The following is a 14,816-nucleotide window of genomic DNA, read 5'->3' on the forward strand; positions in this document are numbered from 1 at the left end:
ACCCGGGCCGGTCAGATCTGCCGCTCCGGATCGGAGAAGGTCAGGCCTCCGGCCGCGAACACCCGCCGAGCCGGTGCGAGCGCGGCGGCGGTCCCGCCGGGCGGCTGACGAAAGTCGGCCCCCTGCTCGACCGGCAGCGGCCGGCCGCCGGACTGGGCGGGCACCGAGGCGTCGGTGGCCGGTTCGGAGAAACGCAGGGAGAGTGCACGGTGGTCAGTCATGCCCGACAGTCTCCCGGCCCGGGCAGGCTCGGCGCACCCGTTTTTCCACCGGCACCCGGCCGAGGGGCTCCGGCAGCCGCGTTCCCCTCAAGCGCCCCGGGCTCGCGGGCGGCGACCGTACGGTGCCTGGCCGGCCTGTCCGCGGCTTCCCGGCAGGGACGTGTGCCGGTGAGGTCGGGACGCCGAGGATCACGGGCGTCGTGCCAGGAAGACGAACTCCCTCCCCGGGCGGTCGGGCGCGTCGCGGACGTCCTCCACCACGTAGCCGTGGGCGACCAGGTCCCTCTCGATCTCCTCCCGCTCTCGGAAGCGCAGCGTCGAATCCGACGTCAGCACCTGTCCGTCCGAAGCGAACACGTAGGTCCACCGGAACGTCACCAGGGGCCCGCTCACGTCGACCGGCTGAACCCAGGTCTCGACGGAGCCGACGCCCGGGATCTCGGTCACGCCGTGGGAGATCTCGCGGGTCCACTCCTCCCAGGCGCGTCGGGCCGGATCACGGGTCTCGAAGACCAGGTGTCCGCCGGGCCGCAGCGCTCCGTGGGCTCCGCGCAGCGTCCCCTGCCACGTCTGCGGATCGGCGATGGCCTGGGCGACGTTCGCCGTCATCGTCGCCAGGTCGACCTGCAGCGGCGGGAGGTCCGTCGCGTCGCCGCAGATCCAGCGCACGCGCTCACTGCCCGGTTTGGCCCGGGCGACGTCGATGGATGCCAGGGCGGGATCGACGCCGACGACCTCGATCCCCCGCTCGGCCAGGAGGAGGGCGAAAACCCCTGTGCCGCAGCCGATGTCCAGGACTCGGCCGGCGTCGAACTCCTCCGCGATCCGCAGGTAGGCGTCGAGGTCACTGCGGTCGGGGTCGAGCGGGTCGTAGAGCGCGGCGAGCCGTGGATGTCCGAAGCCTTCGTCAGCCATGCGGCCGAACCTAGGCAGAGCCGGGCTCGAACGGCCACCGGGTTTCGCCGGTACGGGCCGTGGCCGTGCGGTAGGCCGGGTCGTGAACGGTCACGAGGCGCCCCGAGAAAGTGGGGTCCGGCGCGGGGGCAGTTTGTCGGAGCGCTGTCATGATGTTCTCCGGGACGCCGCCTACTGGTTGGTAACACGGCGTCCTGCGACGGACCGTCAGGAATCCACGAACCTTGGGGGAGTCATGCGCACGCGTACGTCCAGGCTGCTCGCCGCCGCCGTCACCGCCGCCCTGGCCGCCGCCGCGACGGTCGTCACGGCCGGGCCGGCCGCGGCGAGCACCGCTGCCGCGAGCGACCCGTTCTACTCCTACGACGGCGGCACGCCGCTGGCCCTGCTCGCACCGGGCACCGTGCTCAAGACCCGGACCCTGCCGTACCACGTGCTGGGGCTGCCCACCCCGGTGACGGCGATCCAGCTGCTCTACCGCACCACCGACCTGCAGGGTCGCCCCGCGGCCAACGTCACCACCGTGGTGCGCAGCCTGACCGGGGACAGCGGCAGGGCCGTCTCCTACCAGTCCTTCTACGACTCGCTCGACCCGGCGGACAGCCCCTCCCGGGCGGTGGCCGGGGACGTCACCCTCGGCGGGGTGATCCCGAACGCCGAGGCGCTCTTCCTGGTGCCGCTGCTCGCCCAGGGCTACAGCGTGGTGATCCCGGACACCGAGGGCCAGAAGGCCGACCTCGCGGCCGGGCCGGAGTACGGGACCAACACGCTGGACTCGATCCGGGCCGCGACCGCCTCCCCGGCGACCGGCCTGGACTCCGGCACCCGCTTCGGGCTGATGGGCTACTCCGGCGGCGCCGTCGCCACCTCCTGGGCGGCCGCGCTCGCACCGAGCTACGCGCCCGAGGTGAACGCCCGACTGGTCGGCTACACCGAGGGTGGGCTGCTGGTGGACGCGGCGCACAACCTCAAGTACGTGGACGGCTCGCTGGTGTGGAGCGGGATCACCCCGATGGCGCTGATCGGGGTCTCGCGCTCCCTCGGCATCGACCTCATGCCCTACCTGAACGACTACGGCCGCTCGGTCCTCCAGCAGCTGGAGCACGCCTCGATCGTCGACGCCCTGGGCCACTACCCCGGACTGACCTGGAAGGCGATGGCCGAGCCCCGGTACGCCGACCCCAACTCGGTGGCGGACTTCGTCACGGCGGTCAACCGGAACAACCTCGGCTCGGCCCCGGCCCCGACCGTGCCCGGCCAGATCGCCCAGGGCGGCGGCGGCGTTCTGGAGGGCACCTTCAGCAACCCGGCCGGCATCGGCACGGGCGACGGCGTGGCGGTCGCCGGGGACGTGCGGGCGCTCGCCCGGCAGTACTGCGCGACCGGCGCCGGCCCGGTCGCGTACCAGCAGTACGACGCCCTCAGCCACTTCGGCGTCCCCGTCGTCTGGGCCCCGCAGGCCCTCGCCTGGCTGAACGACCGCTTCGCCGGCCGCCCCGCCCCCTCCGACTGCGGCCACATCCCGCCCGGCAACTCCCTCACCCCGGAACAGCCCGCACCGGCCCACTGACCGGGGCAGCGGATCACAGGGGATCACAGCGGGAGAGCGGCCACCAGCTCCCGCTGGATCTCGTCGACGGGCCGGGTGAGGGCCGTCGCGTAGTCGGCCCACTTGAAGTTGCCGCCGACGAGGCGCGCCTCGTGGATGCGCACGGCCGGGATGCCGTAGGACTGGGCGACGATCAGGCCGTGGAGGGAGCTGGAGACGATGGCGGCGCAGCGGCCGATGGCGGTGACGACGTCGTCCACCGGCTCGGTGACGTCGATGACGGTGTCCGCCCAGGAGTACACGCGGTCGTCGACGTAGTGCCGCACGACGCCGACCTGGTGCCGGACCGGCGGCCGTTTCCACAGGGCGGAGACCAGGAGGCCCGGATCGCCCAAGGGGACGGTGACGCCGAGCCGCTGGGCGGTGAGGCGGCCGCGGACCGCTCGTACGTCGAACCGCTCGGCGTCGCAGTGGCCGCCTCTGATGAGGCCCGAGCCCCAGACGACGAGCCCGGGTCGGGCGCTCTGCATGAACTCCAGGACGCTGCCGCAGGTGATCACCTCGGCGTCGGCGATGTCGGGGACGCGTCGGACGCGGTGGCCGAGCCGTTCCAGCAGCACCGGCCCGAGTTCGTCGCCGAAGTTCCGGATCCCGGCGCCGGACCAGTTCCAGACCGCGATCTCGGACGCCCCGATGGTGTGGTGCGAGGTGGTGGCCATGGGTGTCCTTCCCGGGCATTGCGGACATGCGGTGCGTCGAGCGTGTCGAGCGTATGGATCCCGGTCCGGATCGCGCTGCCTCGGACGGGGCCGCGACGCGCCCGTGTTGCGGCCGACCGGACGGTGTGAGTGGCGCGGTCCTGACCGCGCCGGGCCTTCGCGCACGGCTGTGGCCGGCCGCCTCCCGATCACTGGGACGGGCGCCCGGCCGCCGAGTGGCCCGCCCCGCGCCTGCGGGGTCAGGAGGAGAGGGCGTCGTCGAGGCGCTGCTGCCAGTAGGTGACCTTGAGGGAGTCGTCCACGTAGGCGCCCTTGGCGGGGAGGGCGGGGGTGGTGCCGGGGCCGACGCTCTCGGTGTCGGAGGGGCCCTGGAAGTAGACGGTCAGGGTGGTGACGGTGTGGCCGTGGGCGGCGCCGGTGCCGTCGCTGCCGTCGCTGCCGTCGATTCCGTCGGTTCCGTCGCCGGAGGAGAGGTTGACGGAGGCGTAGCCGGACTGGCCGGGCTGGAGGGTGACGACGGCCTGGGGCTTGGAGTCGGGGACGACCGGGGGGACGGCCTGGGCCTCGCCGAAGCGGACGGCGGGGTAGCCGTAGAGGTAGCAGAGGCCGGGGCCGGTGTTGGTGACGGTGAGCAGCATGTGGTTGACGGGGCGGCTGAGCGGGGCCGCGGTCGTGCGGGTGTTGGCGCCCGTGCAGGTGGTGGGTGCGGCGGGCGGCGCCGGCCTGGTGGCCTTCGGGGCCTTCGGGGCGGGCTTGGTCGTCGGGGCCGACGGGGCGGCGCTCGGCACAGCGGGCGCGGCGGGCGCAGCGGGCGCGGGAGGGGCCGCCTCGGGGTCGACGACGGTGCTGCCGCACGCGGTCACGGAGAGGGCGGCGAGCGCGAGGCCCGTGGCGGCGAGCAGGCGAGTGCGGGAGGTGCGAGCGGTGCGAACGGTGCGGGCGGACATGTGGTCGTGCCCCTTTCGGCGGGCGGGTCGGTCGGACGACCGAAGCCTGCGGGGCGATCCGTCCCACCCGCCACGCTTCGCGGCGCAACGGGGAGGACGGGACGCTCGAACGGGTGCTGACCAGCGGGAACGCGGTGGGGTTGGAACGCTGGAACGGGACGGCGTCGGGGGACGTCAGGCGGCGTCCAGGGTGTCGACCAGCGCCGCGAGGAACTCCTCGGGCCGCTCCAGGTGGACGCTGTGCCCGGCCCCGTCGACGACGACCTCGCGGGTGCGGCCGCCGGCGGCGGCGTAGCGGGCCAGGGCGGCGCGGGTCTGGGCGAGCATCGGCTGGGGCGGGCAGACGGAGGGGCCGGGCCAGTCGGGGATCGCGCCGAGGGCGCCGAGGTGGGCGAGGTCGAACAGGGAGGTGTCGGAGACGATGACGTCGGCGGAGCCGCGGATCCACAGGACGGGCGGCTTGGGCTCGACGAGTTCGAGGTCGTCGATGCGGAAGTGGGTGGGGGCCATGGAGTTGAGCACGCCGCGCACGCCGGGCGCGGAGCCGGGCCAGGTGTCGCTGGGCCGGACGTCGCCGGGGTAGTGGTCCTCCCCGGTGCGGGTGGTCAGCATGGCGGCCACGTAGCGGTCCGCGTCGGCGAGGGGCTCCTTGACGTAGGCGCTGTCCAGCACCGAGCGCGGCGCGAACGGCGAGTCGGCGCCGGTCTCGCCCTCGCTCAGCAGACGGACGAACTCGGGGGCCGCGCCGCCGGCGCCGGAGCCCGCGCCGTCCGGGGAGTTGAGCCGGCCGTCCTCGCCGTGGGTGCCGCCGAAGCCGTACGGGGAGACCGGGTTGACCAGGGTGAGGGTGCGGACCGACTCCGGGTGGTCACGCAGCAGTTGGAGGGCGATCCCGCCGCCCATGCTCCAGCCGACGAGGTGCACGGGGCCGAGGCCGAGGGCCCGGAGGTAGGAGAGCAGGTCCTCGCTGTGGTCGCGCAGGCCGCGGGTGGCGTCCACGGGCAGCGGCTCGGTGCGGCCGAAGCCGCGCAGGTCGGGCGCCAGGGGGCGGAAGCGTTCGGGCAGGTCGGCCATGGTGGGGTGCCAGAAGGCGCCGGAGGAGACGTTGCCGTGCACCAGCACGACGGGCTCGCCGGTGCGGCCCTCGATCTCGGCGTGGTGGACGGTCAGCCGGTCGGTGGCGACGAGTCGTTCGGTGATCATCGGGTGGTTCCTCAGTTCAGCCAACTGGCGACCTGCGCGGTCGACGCGCCGTCCCAGCCGAGTTGCAGGTGGTTGGCGAGGGCGATCAGCGCGGTGCCGCCGACGGTGGCGATGCCGGTGGTGTCCAGGGCGCTGGCCACGAAGACCACGCCGTCGCTGGGGCCCCGGTTCTCGTTGTAGATGCCGACGACGCCGGGCGTGCCACCCGCCAGCAGGTAGGTCTTCACGGAGGCGGGCACACCGGCCTGGTGGAGCGGGCCGATCAGCGAGCCCGCGTCGATCGCGGCCTGGATGCCGGCGCCGTCGGTGTAGAAGCCCTGGCCGCCGTAGTAGGTGGTGTACCAGTCCTGCTGGGTCTGGTCGATGCCGAACACCGAGTCCCAGCGGGCGAGCATCTGCCGCTGCCCGGGGTAGACGTCGTAGCCGCTCGTGGGGGCGAAGGAGAACTCCGGGTGCGCGGTGTACGTGCCATAGCAGGTCATCCGCAGGTGCGGCGAGGGGGCGTTGATCTTGCCGCCGCACTGCGGCCAGATGGAGAAGTCGTGCGCCCAGCCGTGCGCGTACGGGTAGTCGTAGCCGCCGTTGGGGCCGCCGAGGGTGATCAGCTTGCGCACGTCGCCCGCGTAGGGGCGGCCCCAGGAGGGCTTGACGGAGGAGACGTACGAGCGGGCCGACATCTCGCCCTTGCTCCAGCCGACCACGTCGACCTGGGGGACGCCGAGCTTGGCGCGGATCAGCGCGACGGCGTCGCCGACCTCCTGGGCCTGCATCAGGTTGTCGCCCTGCTTGTGGGCGAAGCCGACCGCGAAGACCCGGTAGCCCTGCCCGGACAGGGACTGCATCAGGCCGGTGTTCGGGCAGGACAGGGCGCCGCAGCCGTAGCCGCCGGACTCACCGGGGTTGGCCCAGGCGCGGTCGGGGTTGTCGTTGGCGCCGTGCACCAGCAGCACGGGGACCTGGTGGGCCCCGGTGTTCCAGCCGGGGGCCGAGTAGAGGAGGAAGCGGCCGGAGAAGGGCTGCTTGACGCCGCCGAAGAAGGTGAGCCGCTGGCCGTCCTGGTCGCCGCGGCCGTCCGGCGGGTACTGCTCCTGTTTGAAGCCGGGCGTGGTGTCGAGGTAGCGCTCCACGTGGTCCCAGCCGTTGGCGACGCCGCTGTACGTCGCCTCCAGCGTCAGGTTCGCGGGCACCGCCGCCGAGGCCGGTACCGCCGGGACGACCGCGCCGACCAGCGCGAGCACGCTCGCGAGCAGCCAGCCGAAGCCGCTGCGCCTCCCACGTCCGCTTCCCCACATGCCGCGTTCACTCCTCCACGCCGAGGTCCAGTTCGGGACACCCTACGAACGGAGGGGGCGCCTCCCTATGTCGGCGGCAGCCACCTCGGGCGTCGCGGTATGTGTACCGCCCACCTGGCCAGAGGGCCGTCACCGGCCACGCGCGCCCGCCCGGCGGGAGGTCATCGCGGTGGCGGCGACAGCGGCGGCGGCCAGCACCGCCCCGGCCGTGGCCAGGGCCGCCTGCGCGGCTGTGGCCGGGGCGTCCGCTCCGACCGCTCCGACCGCTCTGGTTGTTCCGATTGTTCCGGTTGTTCCGATGAGGTAGACGCCGCCGACGACGGCGACGCCGAGCGTGCCGCCGAGCTGCTGGACGGCGTTGAGGAGCCCGGCCGCGGAGCCCGTCTCCTGCGGTCCGACGCCGCGCAGCGCGCCGGTGAAGAAGGGCGGCGTGAACAGGCCGCTGCCCAGGCCCGCGACGGCGAGCGCGAACGGCAGGGCCGCCGGGTACGCGCCGGGATCGCCCGCCCGGTAGGCGAGGACGGCGGCGGCCAGGCCGAGGGCGAGGACGGCGAGGCCCGCGTGCAGGACGCGGTCCCCGTGGCGCGGGACCAGCTTCGCGCCGGCCACCCACGATCCGAGGGCCAGGCCCGCCGACCAGGGCAGCAGCGTCAGACCGGTGGCCAACGGACCCCGGCCGAGGCCGAGTTCCAGGTGCAGCACCACGGTGATCATGACGGCGTTGACGACGGCGAAGAACAGCAGCGAGGTGGCCAGCGCCGCCGGGAAGGCCCGGCCGCGCAGCAGCGACGGTTCGACCAGCGGGGCCCGGCCACGGCGGGCGGCGCGGCGCTGGTGGGCGACGAACAGCGCGAGGACGGCGCCGCCCCCGGCGGCCGTCGCCCAGGCCGCCGGGCCCGGGGTGCCGGTCGCGAGCGGACACACCACCAGGGCGGTGCCGGCCGCCGCCAGCGCCGTCCCGGCCGGGTCCAGGCGCGGACGGGCGGGGGCGCGGTCCTCGCGCAGCCGTGGCGCGATCGCCAGCACGGCGGCGGCGAGGGGGAGGTTGACGAGGAAGACGGCGCGCCAGGAGGAGCCGAACAGGTCGGCGTGCGTCAGGACCCCGCCGAGGACCGGGCCGAGCACGGCGGACAGGCCCATCACCGGGCCGATCGTGCCGAGGGCCTTGGGCAGTTCGTCGCCGTCGAACATCGCCCGGATCAGCCCGAAGCTCTGCGGGATGACGAGCGCGGCGGCGGCGCCCTGCACCGCGCGCAGCCCGATCAGCGCCCCGGTCGTCGGGGCGAGCGCGCAGGCCAGCGAGGCGACGGCGAAAGCGGCGACGCCGAGACGGAAGACGCGGCGGCGGCCCGCGATGTCGCCCAGCCGGGCGCCGGTCAGCAGGCCGAGGGCGAAGGCGAGGGTGTACGCGGCGCTGAACCACGGGATCGTGGCATCCGCGCCGCCGAGGTCGGCGTGGATGACGGGGCCCGCGACCTGGACGATCGTCGCGTCGAGGAGGTTCATCGCCTCGGCGACCAGGACGGCGGCCAGGGCGGGCCACCGCCACCGGTACGCGGGGGGCGCGGATGCGGTCAAGGTGCCTACGGCCCGGGGCATGCGGTCCTCCTCACGGGGTCCGGGGCGGAGGTTCGCCCCGGTGAGGTGACCACCGTGCCGCCGGTCGCGCCGCTGCTTCCATCTCCGGCGCAGAGATGGGTGATTACTTCCATCCGAGTCGGCTAGTTTGGTGGATGTGCTCGTACTCGACGATCTGGACCGCGCTCTGATCCACGCCCTGCAGGTGGACGCGCGGGCGCCGTTCACCCTCGTCGGCGAGGTCCTCGGCGTCTCCACGCAGACCGTGGTCCGCCGCTACCGCCGCCTGCACGCGCAGGCCGGCCTGCGCGTGGTCGCGCTGCCCGACCCACGCAGCAGCGGCACCCAGCAGTGGTTCGTCCGGCTGACGGCCGCGACGCGCACCGCGCACGACCTCGCCGTCGCGCTCGCGCGCCGCCCGGACACCTCCTGGGTACGGCTGACCTCCGGCGGCACCGAGATCGTGGCGATCATCCACACCTCGCCGACGGGCCCGGACGCCCACGCCCTGCTGCTGCGCGACATCCCGCGCACCGCCGGGATCACCGCCGTCTCCGCGCACTACCTGCTGCACACCTACCTCGGCGGGCCGACCGCCTGGCGCGGCCGCCTCACCGCCCTCGACGCCGCGCAGCAGGCGCGGCTGCGGCCCGAGGGCGGCGCGGGCCCGTGCGAACCCGCGTACCTGCTCACCGACGCCGACCGGCTGCTGCTGGACGCGCTGCGCGAGGACGCCCGCCTCAGCTACGCCGACCTCGCCGCCAGGACCGGCTCGAGCCCGTCCACCGCGACCCGGCGGCTCACCGAACTCCGTGCGCGCGGAGCCCTGTTCTTCGACGTGGACATCGACCCGGCGCTCCTCGGCGTCACCGTCTCCGCGCTGCTGTGGATGCAGGTCGCGCCCGCCCGGCTGGACGAGGTCGCCACCGAACTGGCCGGGCACGAGGAGCTGGCCCTGGTCGGGGCGACGACCGGCCCGACGAACCTGGTCGCGCACGCGCTGTGCGGGAGCGCCGGGGAACTGCACCACTACCTGACCCGGCGGGTGGCACTGGAGGCCGTCGCGCGGATCGAGACCGCGCCCGTGCTGCGCACCTACAAGGCCGCCGCGACGCTGCGCATGCCCTGACACCGACTTCACAGCCAATTCCCAGCTGGAGAAAGGGATGTGACGGAACATCAGTGATTTTGCGCAACCGTACTCCTGAACGCCCCTGCTCGGTATAGTGACCGCCGACGACGGGGGTGTCATGTGAGCAACAAGGCTAGACCCAAGCAGGCCGACCGGACCACGCTCGTGCTGCTCGGGCTGATGGCCGAGTGCCCGTTGCTCTTCTGCCCCCTCGCCATCTGGCGCGACAGGCCGTGGGCGCCCGGCTGGTGGGCGGACGCGGCCCTGTACGCGGCGGCCGCCGCCACGGCGGTGGCCGTGCTGCTCGCGGTGCGCCGCCCCGTACGGGCGAGCGGCGCCCGGTGGGCGTCCGTCCTGGCCGGCGGGGCGACGGGGCTGACGGCGGCGGTCGCCCTCACCTCCCTCCTCGGCGACGCCCACGTCTCCTCCAGCGGCTTCCTGCTGCTCGGCGGGGCCGTGGCCCTCGCCCTGCTGTGCGAGCAGTCGACCCGGACGGCCGCCGCCCTCCGCCCCTGACCCGACCCGACCCGATCAGTCCGACGACCGCCGCCGCGCTCCCACCCGGAGCCCGTACGGCCCGGGAGGCCCGCGCCATGACCGACCCGCTGCACGAACTCCAGGAGATGAGCGCCGCCCTGGGCGACTTCGCCCGGGCGCTCTCCGCGACCCGCGACGTCCTCCCCCGGCGCTCCGAGGGCGCCGACCGCACCGGCTCGGTGACCGTGGTCATCGACGCGGAGGACCTCCCGCAGTCGATCACCGTCACGGCCGGCTGGCGGCAGCGCCTCTCCCCCGAGGCGCTCGGCGGCGCGGCCGTCGAGGCCGGGCAGGCGGCGGCCGTCAACCGGCTGTCGGCCTGGCAGGACGGCGCCGGGCGGGCCGCCTGGGAGTCCGTGCCGGAGCAGCTGCCGGAGGCGGGCACCTCGGTGCCCGGTCTTCCCGCGCTCCTCGGCGACCTGGGCGAGGTGACCCCGCGTCCGCTGGAGCAGCTGGCCGAGGACGTGCTGGCGGCGCTCGACCGGGCCGACGCACCCGTAACCCCCGTGCAGGGGCGCGGCGGTGACGAGGCCGGGCACGTGAGCGTGGTCCTCGCGCGCGGCGGGCTGGTCTCCTGCGAGACGGACGGCCGGTGGGCGGCCGAGGCCGGCACCGCCGCGCTGAACCGCGCACTGGCCGCCGCCCTGGCCCAGGCCCGTACCCGCCTGGCCGCCGCCGTCCGGGCCGCCGAGGAGGAGGGCGCGGGCACGGACGCGATGCTGCGCGAGGCGCTCGCGCTGCTGACGGACCCGGGCCGGCTGCACCACTCGTGAGGCGGCGGGACGAGAACAACGAGAAGGGAGCGACACCACCATGGCCGATGACGGCTACAAGGTCACCACGGACACCCTGCGCACGGAGGCCGGAATCTGGGACCAGCAGAGCGAGCAGTTGGGCAAGATCGCCACGTCCGTGCAGTCGATGACGATGGACCGCTTCCAGGCCGGCGTCTTCCAACTCGTCGTCGGCGCCTACGCGGAGGTCCTGACGGCCGTCCACGACCGCTCCCTGGAGGGGCAGAAGAACCTCAAGGCGGTCGGCGACGGCCTGCGCAAGGTCGCGGACAACTACGACCACCACGAACAGAAGACCTCGGCCGACATCGCGGCCATCGCGGGCAAGTGAGGGGAGCCACCGGCATGGCGTTTCAAGCGGCGCAGTACCAGGCGACGGTCGACAAGCTGACCTCGGGCGTCAGCAGCCTGTCCGCCAAGCTCAACACCGTCCCCGGCAAGGCGAATTCGGCTGCCGACCAGTGGTGGATACCCGGGTGGCTGGCCGACAAGGTGATCTGGTTCGGGAAGAAGCTCTGCGAGATCGGCGCCTGGATCCTCGACAAGATCAAGGAGTGCCTGGAAGGCGCGGCCGCACCGGTCTACATGATGGTCCACGGGTTCCAGTGGCAGACCCTGCGCGGCCTGGCCAACGGCGTCACCGGGCAGCTCCAGCCGGCGGTGCTCGGCGCCACCGGGGAGTGGAAGGGCGCGGCGGCCGACGCGTACGGCAAGGAGATCCCGCGCCAGGCGGCCGCCGCGACCTCGCTGGGCGGGACGTGCGACAAGACGTCCACCTCGCTGGAGACCTGCGCGGCGGCCGGGTTGGCGTTCTACCTCGCGCTGGCGCTCGTGCTGGTCAAGTTCATCGCGGCCACCATCACCGCCATCGCGGCACTCGGGTCGGTGGTGTTCTCGTGGGCGGGGTTCCTGCTCATCATCGAGGAGGCCGGGGTCAATACGGCGGTGATCGTGGCGGCCGTCAGCGCCCTGATGGTGCTGCTCGGCGCACAGGCGAAGGAGATGGCCGCGCTGCACGGCAACGCCGTCGACACGAGCCAGTACCCGGGCGGGCACTGGCCGGTGTCGGTGAAGCCGGCGTAGCGAGTGGGGTCCCCCGCCACCTCACCGCCACCCGCGTGGTCCCCCTCTGCTGTAGACGGCTCCATGCTCCTCCTGCCGTGGCTTCCTCTCGGACCTCATCTGCAGAACCCCGGCTTCCCGGCTCACTGTTCTGGCCTCTTCGGTCAACCCCACCGAGACGAGAGCGCCCGCGAGGATCTTCAGCGAGTTGGCGAGTTCACTCAGATGGGCATCCGGGTTCGTTTCGGCCAATGCTCGACGAATACCGACAGCCCTCCGGATCGCGGTAAGTGCCTCCTGCCACCGTCTTGCCCGCCTCAGGTGAAGGGACAAGTTGTTGAGGGCGACGGCCAGACGAGGTCGATAGGTGCCGGGGTCGGCCTTCGCCAGAATCTCGTAATAGTCGGTGGCTTCCTGGAGCGCGGCCAGACCTTCACTCTGACGTCTCGCCTCCCCCAAACCCGCAGCCAGGTTGATGAGGGTGATCGCGAGGTCGGGTAGATGGACGTTCGGGTTCGTCCTGGCCAGATTACGGCGGATGCCAACGGCCTCCTGGATCGCTGCCAGGGCCGCGTCGTGCCGGTTCGCATCCCGAAGCCGGAGAGACAGGTTGTTCAGGGACACCGCGAGGTACGGCAGATACGTATCCGGGTCCTCCCCGGCCAGGACTCGGCGGATGCGAACCGCTTCCTCGACGGCCGCGAGCCCTTCCTCCCCCTGTCCCACGGAGGCGACGCGGTTCGACAGGCTGTTGAGCGAAGTGGCGAGGTCGGGCAGGTAGGTGGCCGGGTCCTGCTGGGCCAGGGCGGTGTAGCGGTTGGTGAGGTTCTGGGCGAGACGGGCCGCCACATGGAGGAGTCGGAGGCTGGACGGAGGCATTGCGGCGTTCAGGGCCACGAGGTCGTCCAGCCGAGCCGCAGAGTCGTCGGAGATGGCGTGCAAAGCTGTGACGAGTGGGCTTGGGTAACTGGTCTGGACGGCCGTGGCAACGATCTGGCTCGCGAACCGGCCGTGGTATCGAGTGCACAGGTCCGACAGGCGCTGGTCGAGCCGCCCGTCGAGGACGGCGTGGCCGGCCGCACGGCTGTAGACGGACAGCAGCCGGGCCGCCTCCGTGTCGTCCGCGTCGGCCAGAAGACGATCGGCCACCATCGGGTCCGCGTCGAGGACGCGCCCGACGAGGCGCTCGGCGAGGCGGTCGGGCTGAATGCCCTCACAGAGCCGGTCGTCGGAGGCTGCGGGGTACAGCGCGGCGATCCAGGCGGTGACGGCGTTCCGGCGGTCCCGAGTCTGATCCGCCAGGGCAGGTACCCGACGCCACAGCCTGTCGGCCTGCTCTCGGTCGACCACTCCGATCAGCTGTGCGGCGGCCAGTGCGGTCGTGAGGGTGTCGAGGGTCAGCCCGGACATCAGGCCTCGGGCCTCGGCGCTCTGTTCCCAGTAACGGTGCTCGTGTCCGAGCAGGCGATCCTCCACTGCTGGCGACGCTGCAGCCCGGGACGGCACATCGGCCAGCGTGGTTTCGAGGAGATCGGTGAGGGCGGTCATGTGCAGGGTGAGCGTATTGACGCCTGAACGGCACGGTGGCTCGGGCAGTACGGCAGCAGCTGCCGACCAATCGTGATGAGCCAGGCCCTCAACGCTTGGCAGGGCGGCGGCAAAGGCCTGGGCCGCTTGCCGGTAGACCCGGCCGAAGTCGAGCGTGTAGAGGTCCACGGGAGACAGCCAATGGGCCGAAGCGCCCTCAAGGTGGTCCTGGGCGAGCCGCGTGACCGTCCGCGCCCGCTGCCACCAGTCGGCGTCCGTCCGCGCCAGCAGCAGGAGCTTGAGCGGCGTCGCCCCCGCGTGCTCACTCGCCGCCTCGACCAGCGCGGCGAGCTGCTCCGCCCGGGTCTCCGCGTAGTCGAGCACGACCAGCAGCGGCCTGCTCGCGTGCCGGATCTCCCGCACCTGCTCGGCCTCCGCCTCCGGGCGCGGCCACAGCACGGCCCACCCCTCGGCGGCCAGCAGGTCGCTCAGGTGGAGCGCGAGGCGGGTCTTGCCCTGCCCTCCGGGGCCGTACAACAACCGTGCCCCGAAGCCTCCTTGGGCGCACCAGGCCCGCAGCCGCCCGATCAGCTCCTCCCGTCCGTGGAAGGGCACGATCCGCTGTTCGGCCTGGAGCAGCGCGGCGGGTGAGCGCAGGGCTCCGCGTGGGGCGGTGCCCGCCGGGTCGGCGAGGTGCTGGAACTCGACGGCCTCCAGGCCGCTCGCCGTACCGGCGTACCTGGCCAGGGCGGTGCGGAAGCCCCGGTCGTGGTGGAGGACGTACGCGGGCACGGCGTTGAGCCGGCCGTGGCCGGAGTCGGCGCGGTCGGAGGCGACGACGCCGACGAGGAGGCGGTCGCAGAAGACGGCGGCGCCCGAGGCGCCTCCCCACGGGGAGGAGCCCTGCGGCGGGTGCTGGAGCAGGTCCATCACGTACCGGTTGCCGACGTAGCCGCTGCCGGGGTTGATCCGTCCGCTGACCTGGACCGCCTCCACGGCGGCGCCGGGGCGCTGGGCCGTCTCCGGAAGTCCCCAGCTCTCGCAGGCGGCGCCGGGGCGGTCGGTCACCAAGCGGCCCCAGCGGACCGTGCCCGTCACGGGTTGCCAGGTCTCGTCGACCAGGACGAGGGCGGCGTCGTCACGGCCGCCGGGCGTACCGCACCACACCACCGTCCCGCCCGCCGTGCCGTCGACGCCGGGGCGGAAGACCTCCACGCCCTCCCCCGCCCGCCCCACGACGTGGGCCGAGGTCAGCACCAGGCGCCCGCCCAGCACGTACCCCGATCCCGGCCCGCCGGGCCCGGTCACCCCGACCAGTCGCGCCCGCTCCATCCCCTGCT

Annotated in this window: 14 protein-coding genes; 6 read left to right on the forward strand and 8 right to left on the reverse strand. The window is 73.6% G+C overall.

All coding sequences use genetic code 11. The features are described 5' to 3' along the window. Window positions 1-11: 11 nt before the first annotated feature. Window positions 12-221, reverse strand: a complete 210-nt coding sequence (locus tag ACIRRS_RS00415; protein ID WP_402962594.1) for a hypothetical protein — start codon at window positions 219-221, stop codon at window positions 12-14. 189 nt (window positions 222-410) lie between these two features. After that, on the reverse strand, window positions 411-1,136 hold the full coding sequence (locus ACIRRS_RS00420; RefSeq protein WP_402962597.1) for a class I SAM-dependent methyltransferase: 726 nt from the start codon (window positions 1,134-1,136) through the stop codon (window positions 411-413). Between the two features lie 235 nt (window positions 1,137-1,371). Here ACIRRS_RS00420 and ACIRRS_RS00425 point away from each other — a divergent pair, with 235 nt between their 5' ends. Beyond that, window positions 1,372-2,706, forward strand: coding sequence for a lipase family protein (locus ACIRRS_RS00425; RefSeq protein ID WP_402962599.1), 1,335 nt, complete (start codon window positions 1,372-1,374; stop codon window positions 2,704-2,706). A 23-nt stretch (window positions 2,707-2,729) separates the two neighbouring features. On the opposite strand, the gene ACIRRS_RS00430 is transcribed toward ACIRRS_RS00425, so the two are convergent. From ACIRRS_RS00430 to ACIRRS_RS00450, 5 genes are all read right to left on the reverse strand, one after another. Further along, a complete protein-coding gene (locus ACIRRS_RS00430) occupies window positions 2,730-3,404 on the reverse strand; it encodes a polysaccharide pyruvyl transferase family protein (protein ID WP_402962602.1) in 675 nt (224 codons plus the stop codon). A gap of 239 nt (window positions 3,405-3,643) precedes the next feature. Then, window positions 3,644-4,351 carry a DUF4232 domain-containing protein gene (locus ACIRRS_RS00435; protein ID WP_402962605.1) on the reverse strand — a complete coding sequence of 236 codons (708 nt, stop codon included), beginning with the start codon at window positions 4,349-4,351 and terminating at the stop codon, window positions 3,644-3,646. 174 nt (window positions 4,352-4,525) lie between these two features. Continuing rightward, window positions 4,526-5,554 (reverse strand): alpha/beta fold hydrolase, encoded by a 1,029-nt coding sequence (locus ACIRRS_RS00440; RefSeq protein ID WP_402962607.1) that lies wholly within the window; start codon window positions 5,552-5,554, stop codon window positions 4,526-4,528. Between the two features lie 11 nt (window positions 5,555-5,565). Next, a complete protein-coding gene (locus ACIRRS_RS00445; RefSeq protein ID WP_402962610.1) occupies window positions 5,566-6,846 on the reverse strand; it encodes an esterase/lipase family protein in 1,281 nt (426 codons plus the stop codon). A gap of 129 nt (window positions 6,847-6,975) precedes the next feature. Continuing rightward, the gene (locus ACIRRS_RS00450; RefSeq protein WP_402962613.1) at window positions 6,976-8,445 is read right to left on the reverse strand and encodes an MFS transporter; all 1,470 of its coding nucleotides are present in this window, start codon (window positions 8,443-8,445) and stop codon (window positions 6,976-6,978) included. 136 nt (window positions 8,446-8,581) lie between these two features. Between ACIRRS_RS00450 and ACIRRS_RS00455 the strand changes: the two genes are divergently transcribed. From ACIRRS_RS00455 to ACIRRS_RS00475, 5 genes are all read left to right on the forward strand, one after another. Then, window positions 8,582-9,553, forward strand: a complete 972-nt coding sequence (locus tag ACIRRS_RS00455; RefSeq protein ID WP_402962615.1) for an Lrp/AsnC family transcriptional regulator — start codon at window positions 8,582-8,584, stop codon at window positions 9,551-9,553. 123 nt (window positions 9,554-9,676) lie between these two features. Then, a complete protein-coding gene (locus ACIRRS_RS00460) occupies window positions 9,677-10,072 on the forward strand; it encodes a hypothetical protein (RefSeq protein ID WP_402962618.1) in 396 nt (131 codons plus the stop codon). A 77-nt stretch (window positions 10,073-10,149) separates the two neighbouring features. Next, on the forward strand, window positions 10,150-10,866 hold the full coding sequence (locus ACIRRS_RS00465) for a hypothetical protein (RefSeq protein ID WP_402962621.1): 717 nt from the start codon (window positions 10,150-10,152) through the stop codon (window positions 10,864-10,866). Between the two features lie 40 nt (window positions 10,867-10,906). Continuing rightward, complete coding sequence (locus ACIRRS_RS00470; protein WP_402962623.1) at window positions 10,907-11,218, forward strand: hypothetical protein; 312 nt, start codon at window positions 10,907-10,909, stop codon at window positions 11,216-11,218. Window positions 11,219-11,232: 14 nt separating this feature from the next. Next, window positions 11,233-11,970 carry a hypothetical protein gene (locus ACIRRS_RS00475; protein ID WP_402962626.1) on the forward strand — a complete coding sequence of 246 codons (738 nt, stop codon included), beginning with the start codon at window positions 11,233-11,235 and terminating at the stop codon, window positions 11,968-11,970. A gap of 21 nt (window positions 11,971-11,991) precedes the next feature. Here ACIRRS_RS00475 and ACIRRS_RS00480 read toward each other — a convergent pair whose 3' ends face one another. Next, window positions 11,992-14,808, reverse strand: coding sequence for a tetratricopeptide repeat protein (locus ACIRRS_RS00480; RefSeq protein WP_402962629.1), 2,817 nt, complete (start codon window positions 14,806-14,808; stop codon window positions 11,992-11,994). Window positions 14,809-14,816: the final 8 nt, after the last annotated feature.

The organism is Kitasatospora sp. NPDC101183, from assembly GCF_044767945.1.
Classification (GTDB): domain Bacteria; phylum Actinomycetota; class Actinomycetes; order Streptomycetales; family Streptomycetaceae; genus Kitasatospora.

Bases quoted from the DNA above. Each gene is read 5' to 3' on its own strand.
- ACIRRS_RS00425 (WP_402962599.1), top strand. From the start codon at position 1,372: ATGCGCACGCGTACGTCCAGGCTGCTCGCCGCCGCCGTCACCGCCGCC.
- ACIRRS_RS00415 (WP_402962594.1), bottom strand. From the start codon at position 221: ATGACTGACCACCGTGCACTCTCCCTGCGTTTCTCCGAACCGGCCACC.
- ACIRRS_RS00470 (WP_402962623.1), top strand. From the start codon at position 10,907: ATGGCCGATGACGGCTACAAGGTCACCACGGACACCCTGCGCACGGAG.
- ACIRRS_RS00465 (WP_402962621.1), top strand. From the start codon at position 10,150: ATGACCGACCCGCTGCACGAACTCCAGGAGATGAGCGCCGCCCTGGGC.
- ACIRRS_RS00440 (WP_402962607.1), bottom strand. From the start codon at position 5,554: ATGATCACCGAACGACTCGTCGCCACCGACCGGCTGACCGTCCACCAC.
- ACIRRS_RS00450 (WP_402962613.1), bottom strand. From the start codon at position 8,445: ATGCCCCGGGCCGTAGGCACCTTGACCGCATCCGCGCCCCCCGCGTAC.
- ACIRRS_RS00480 (WP_402962629.1), bottom strand. From the start codon at position 14,808: ATGGAGCGGGCGCGACTGGTCGGGGTGACCGGGCCCGGCGGGCCGGGA.
- ACIRRS_RS00445 (WP_402962610.1), bottom strand. From the start codon at position 6,846: ATGTGGGGAAGCGGACGTGGGAGGCGCAGCGGCTTCGGCTGGCTGCTC.
- ACIRRS_RS00435 (WP_402962605.1), bottom strand. From the start codon at position 4,351: ATGTCCGCCCGCACCGTTCGCACCGCTCGCACCTCCCGCACTCGCCTG.
- ACIRRS_RS00430 (WP_402962602.1), bottom strand. From the start codon at position 3,404: ATGGCCACCACCTCGCACCACACCATCGGGGCGTCCGAGATCGCGGTC.
- ACIRRS_RS00420 (WP_402962597.1), bottom strand. From the start codon at position 1,136: ATGGCTGACGAAGGCTTCGGACATCCACGGCTCGCCGCGCTCTACGAC.
- ACIRRS_RS00475 (WP_402962626.1), top strand. From the start codon at position 11,233: ATGGCGTTTCAAGCGGCGCAGTACCAGGCGACGGTCGACAAGCTGACC.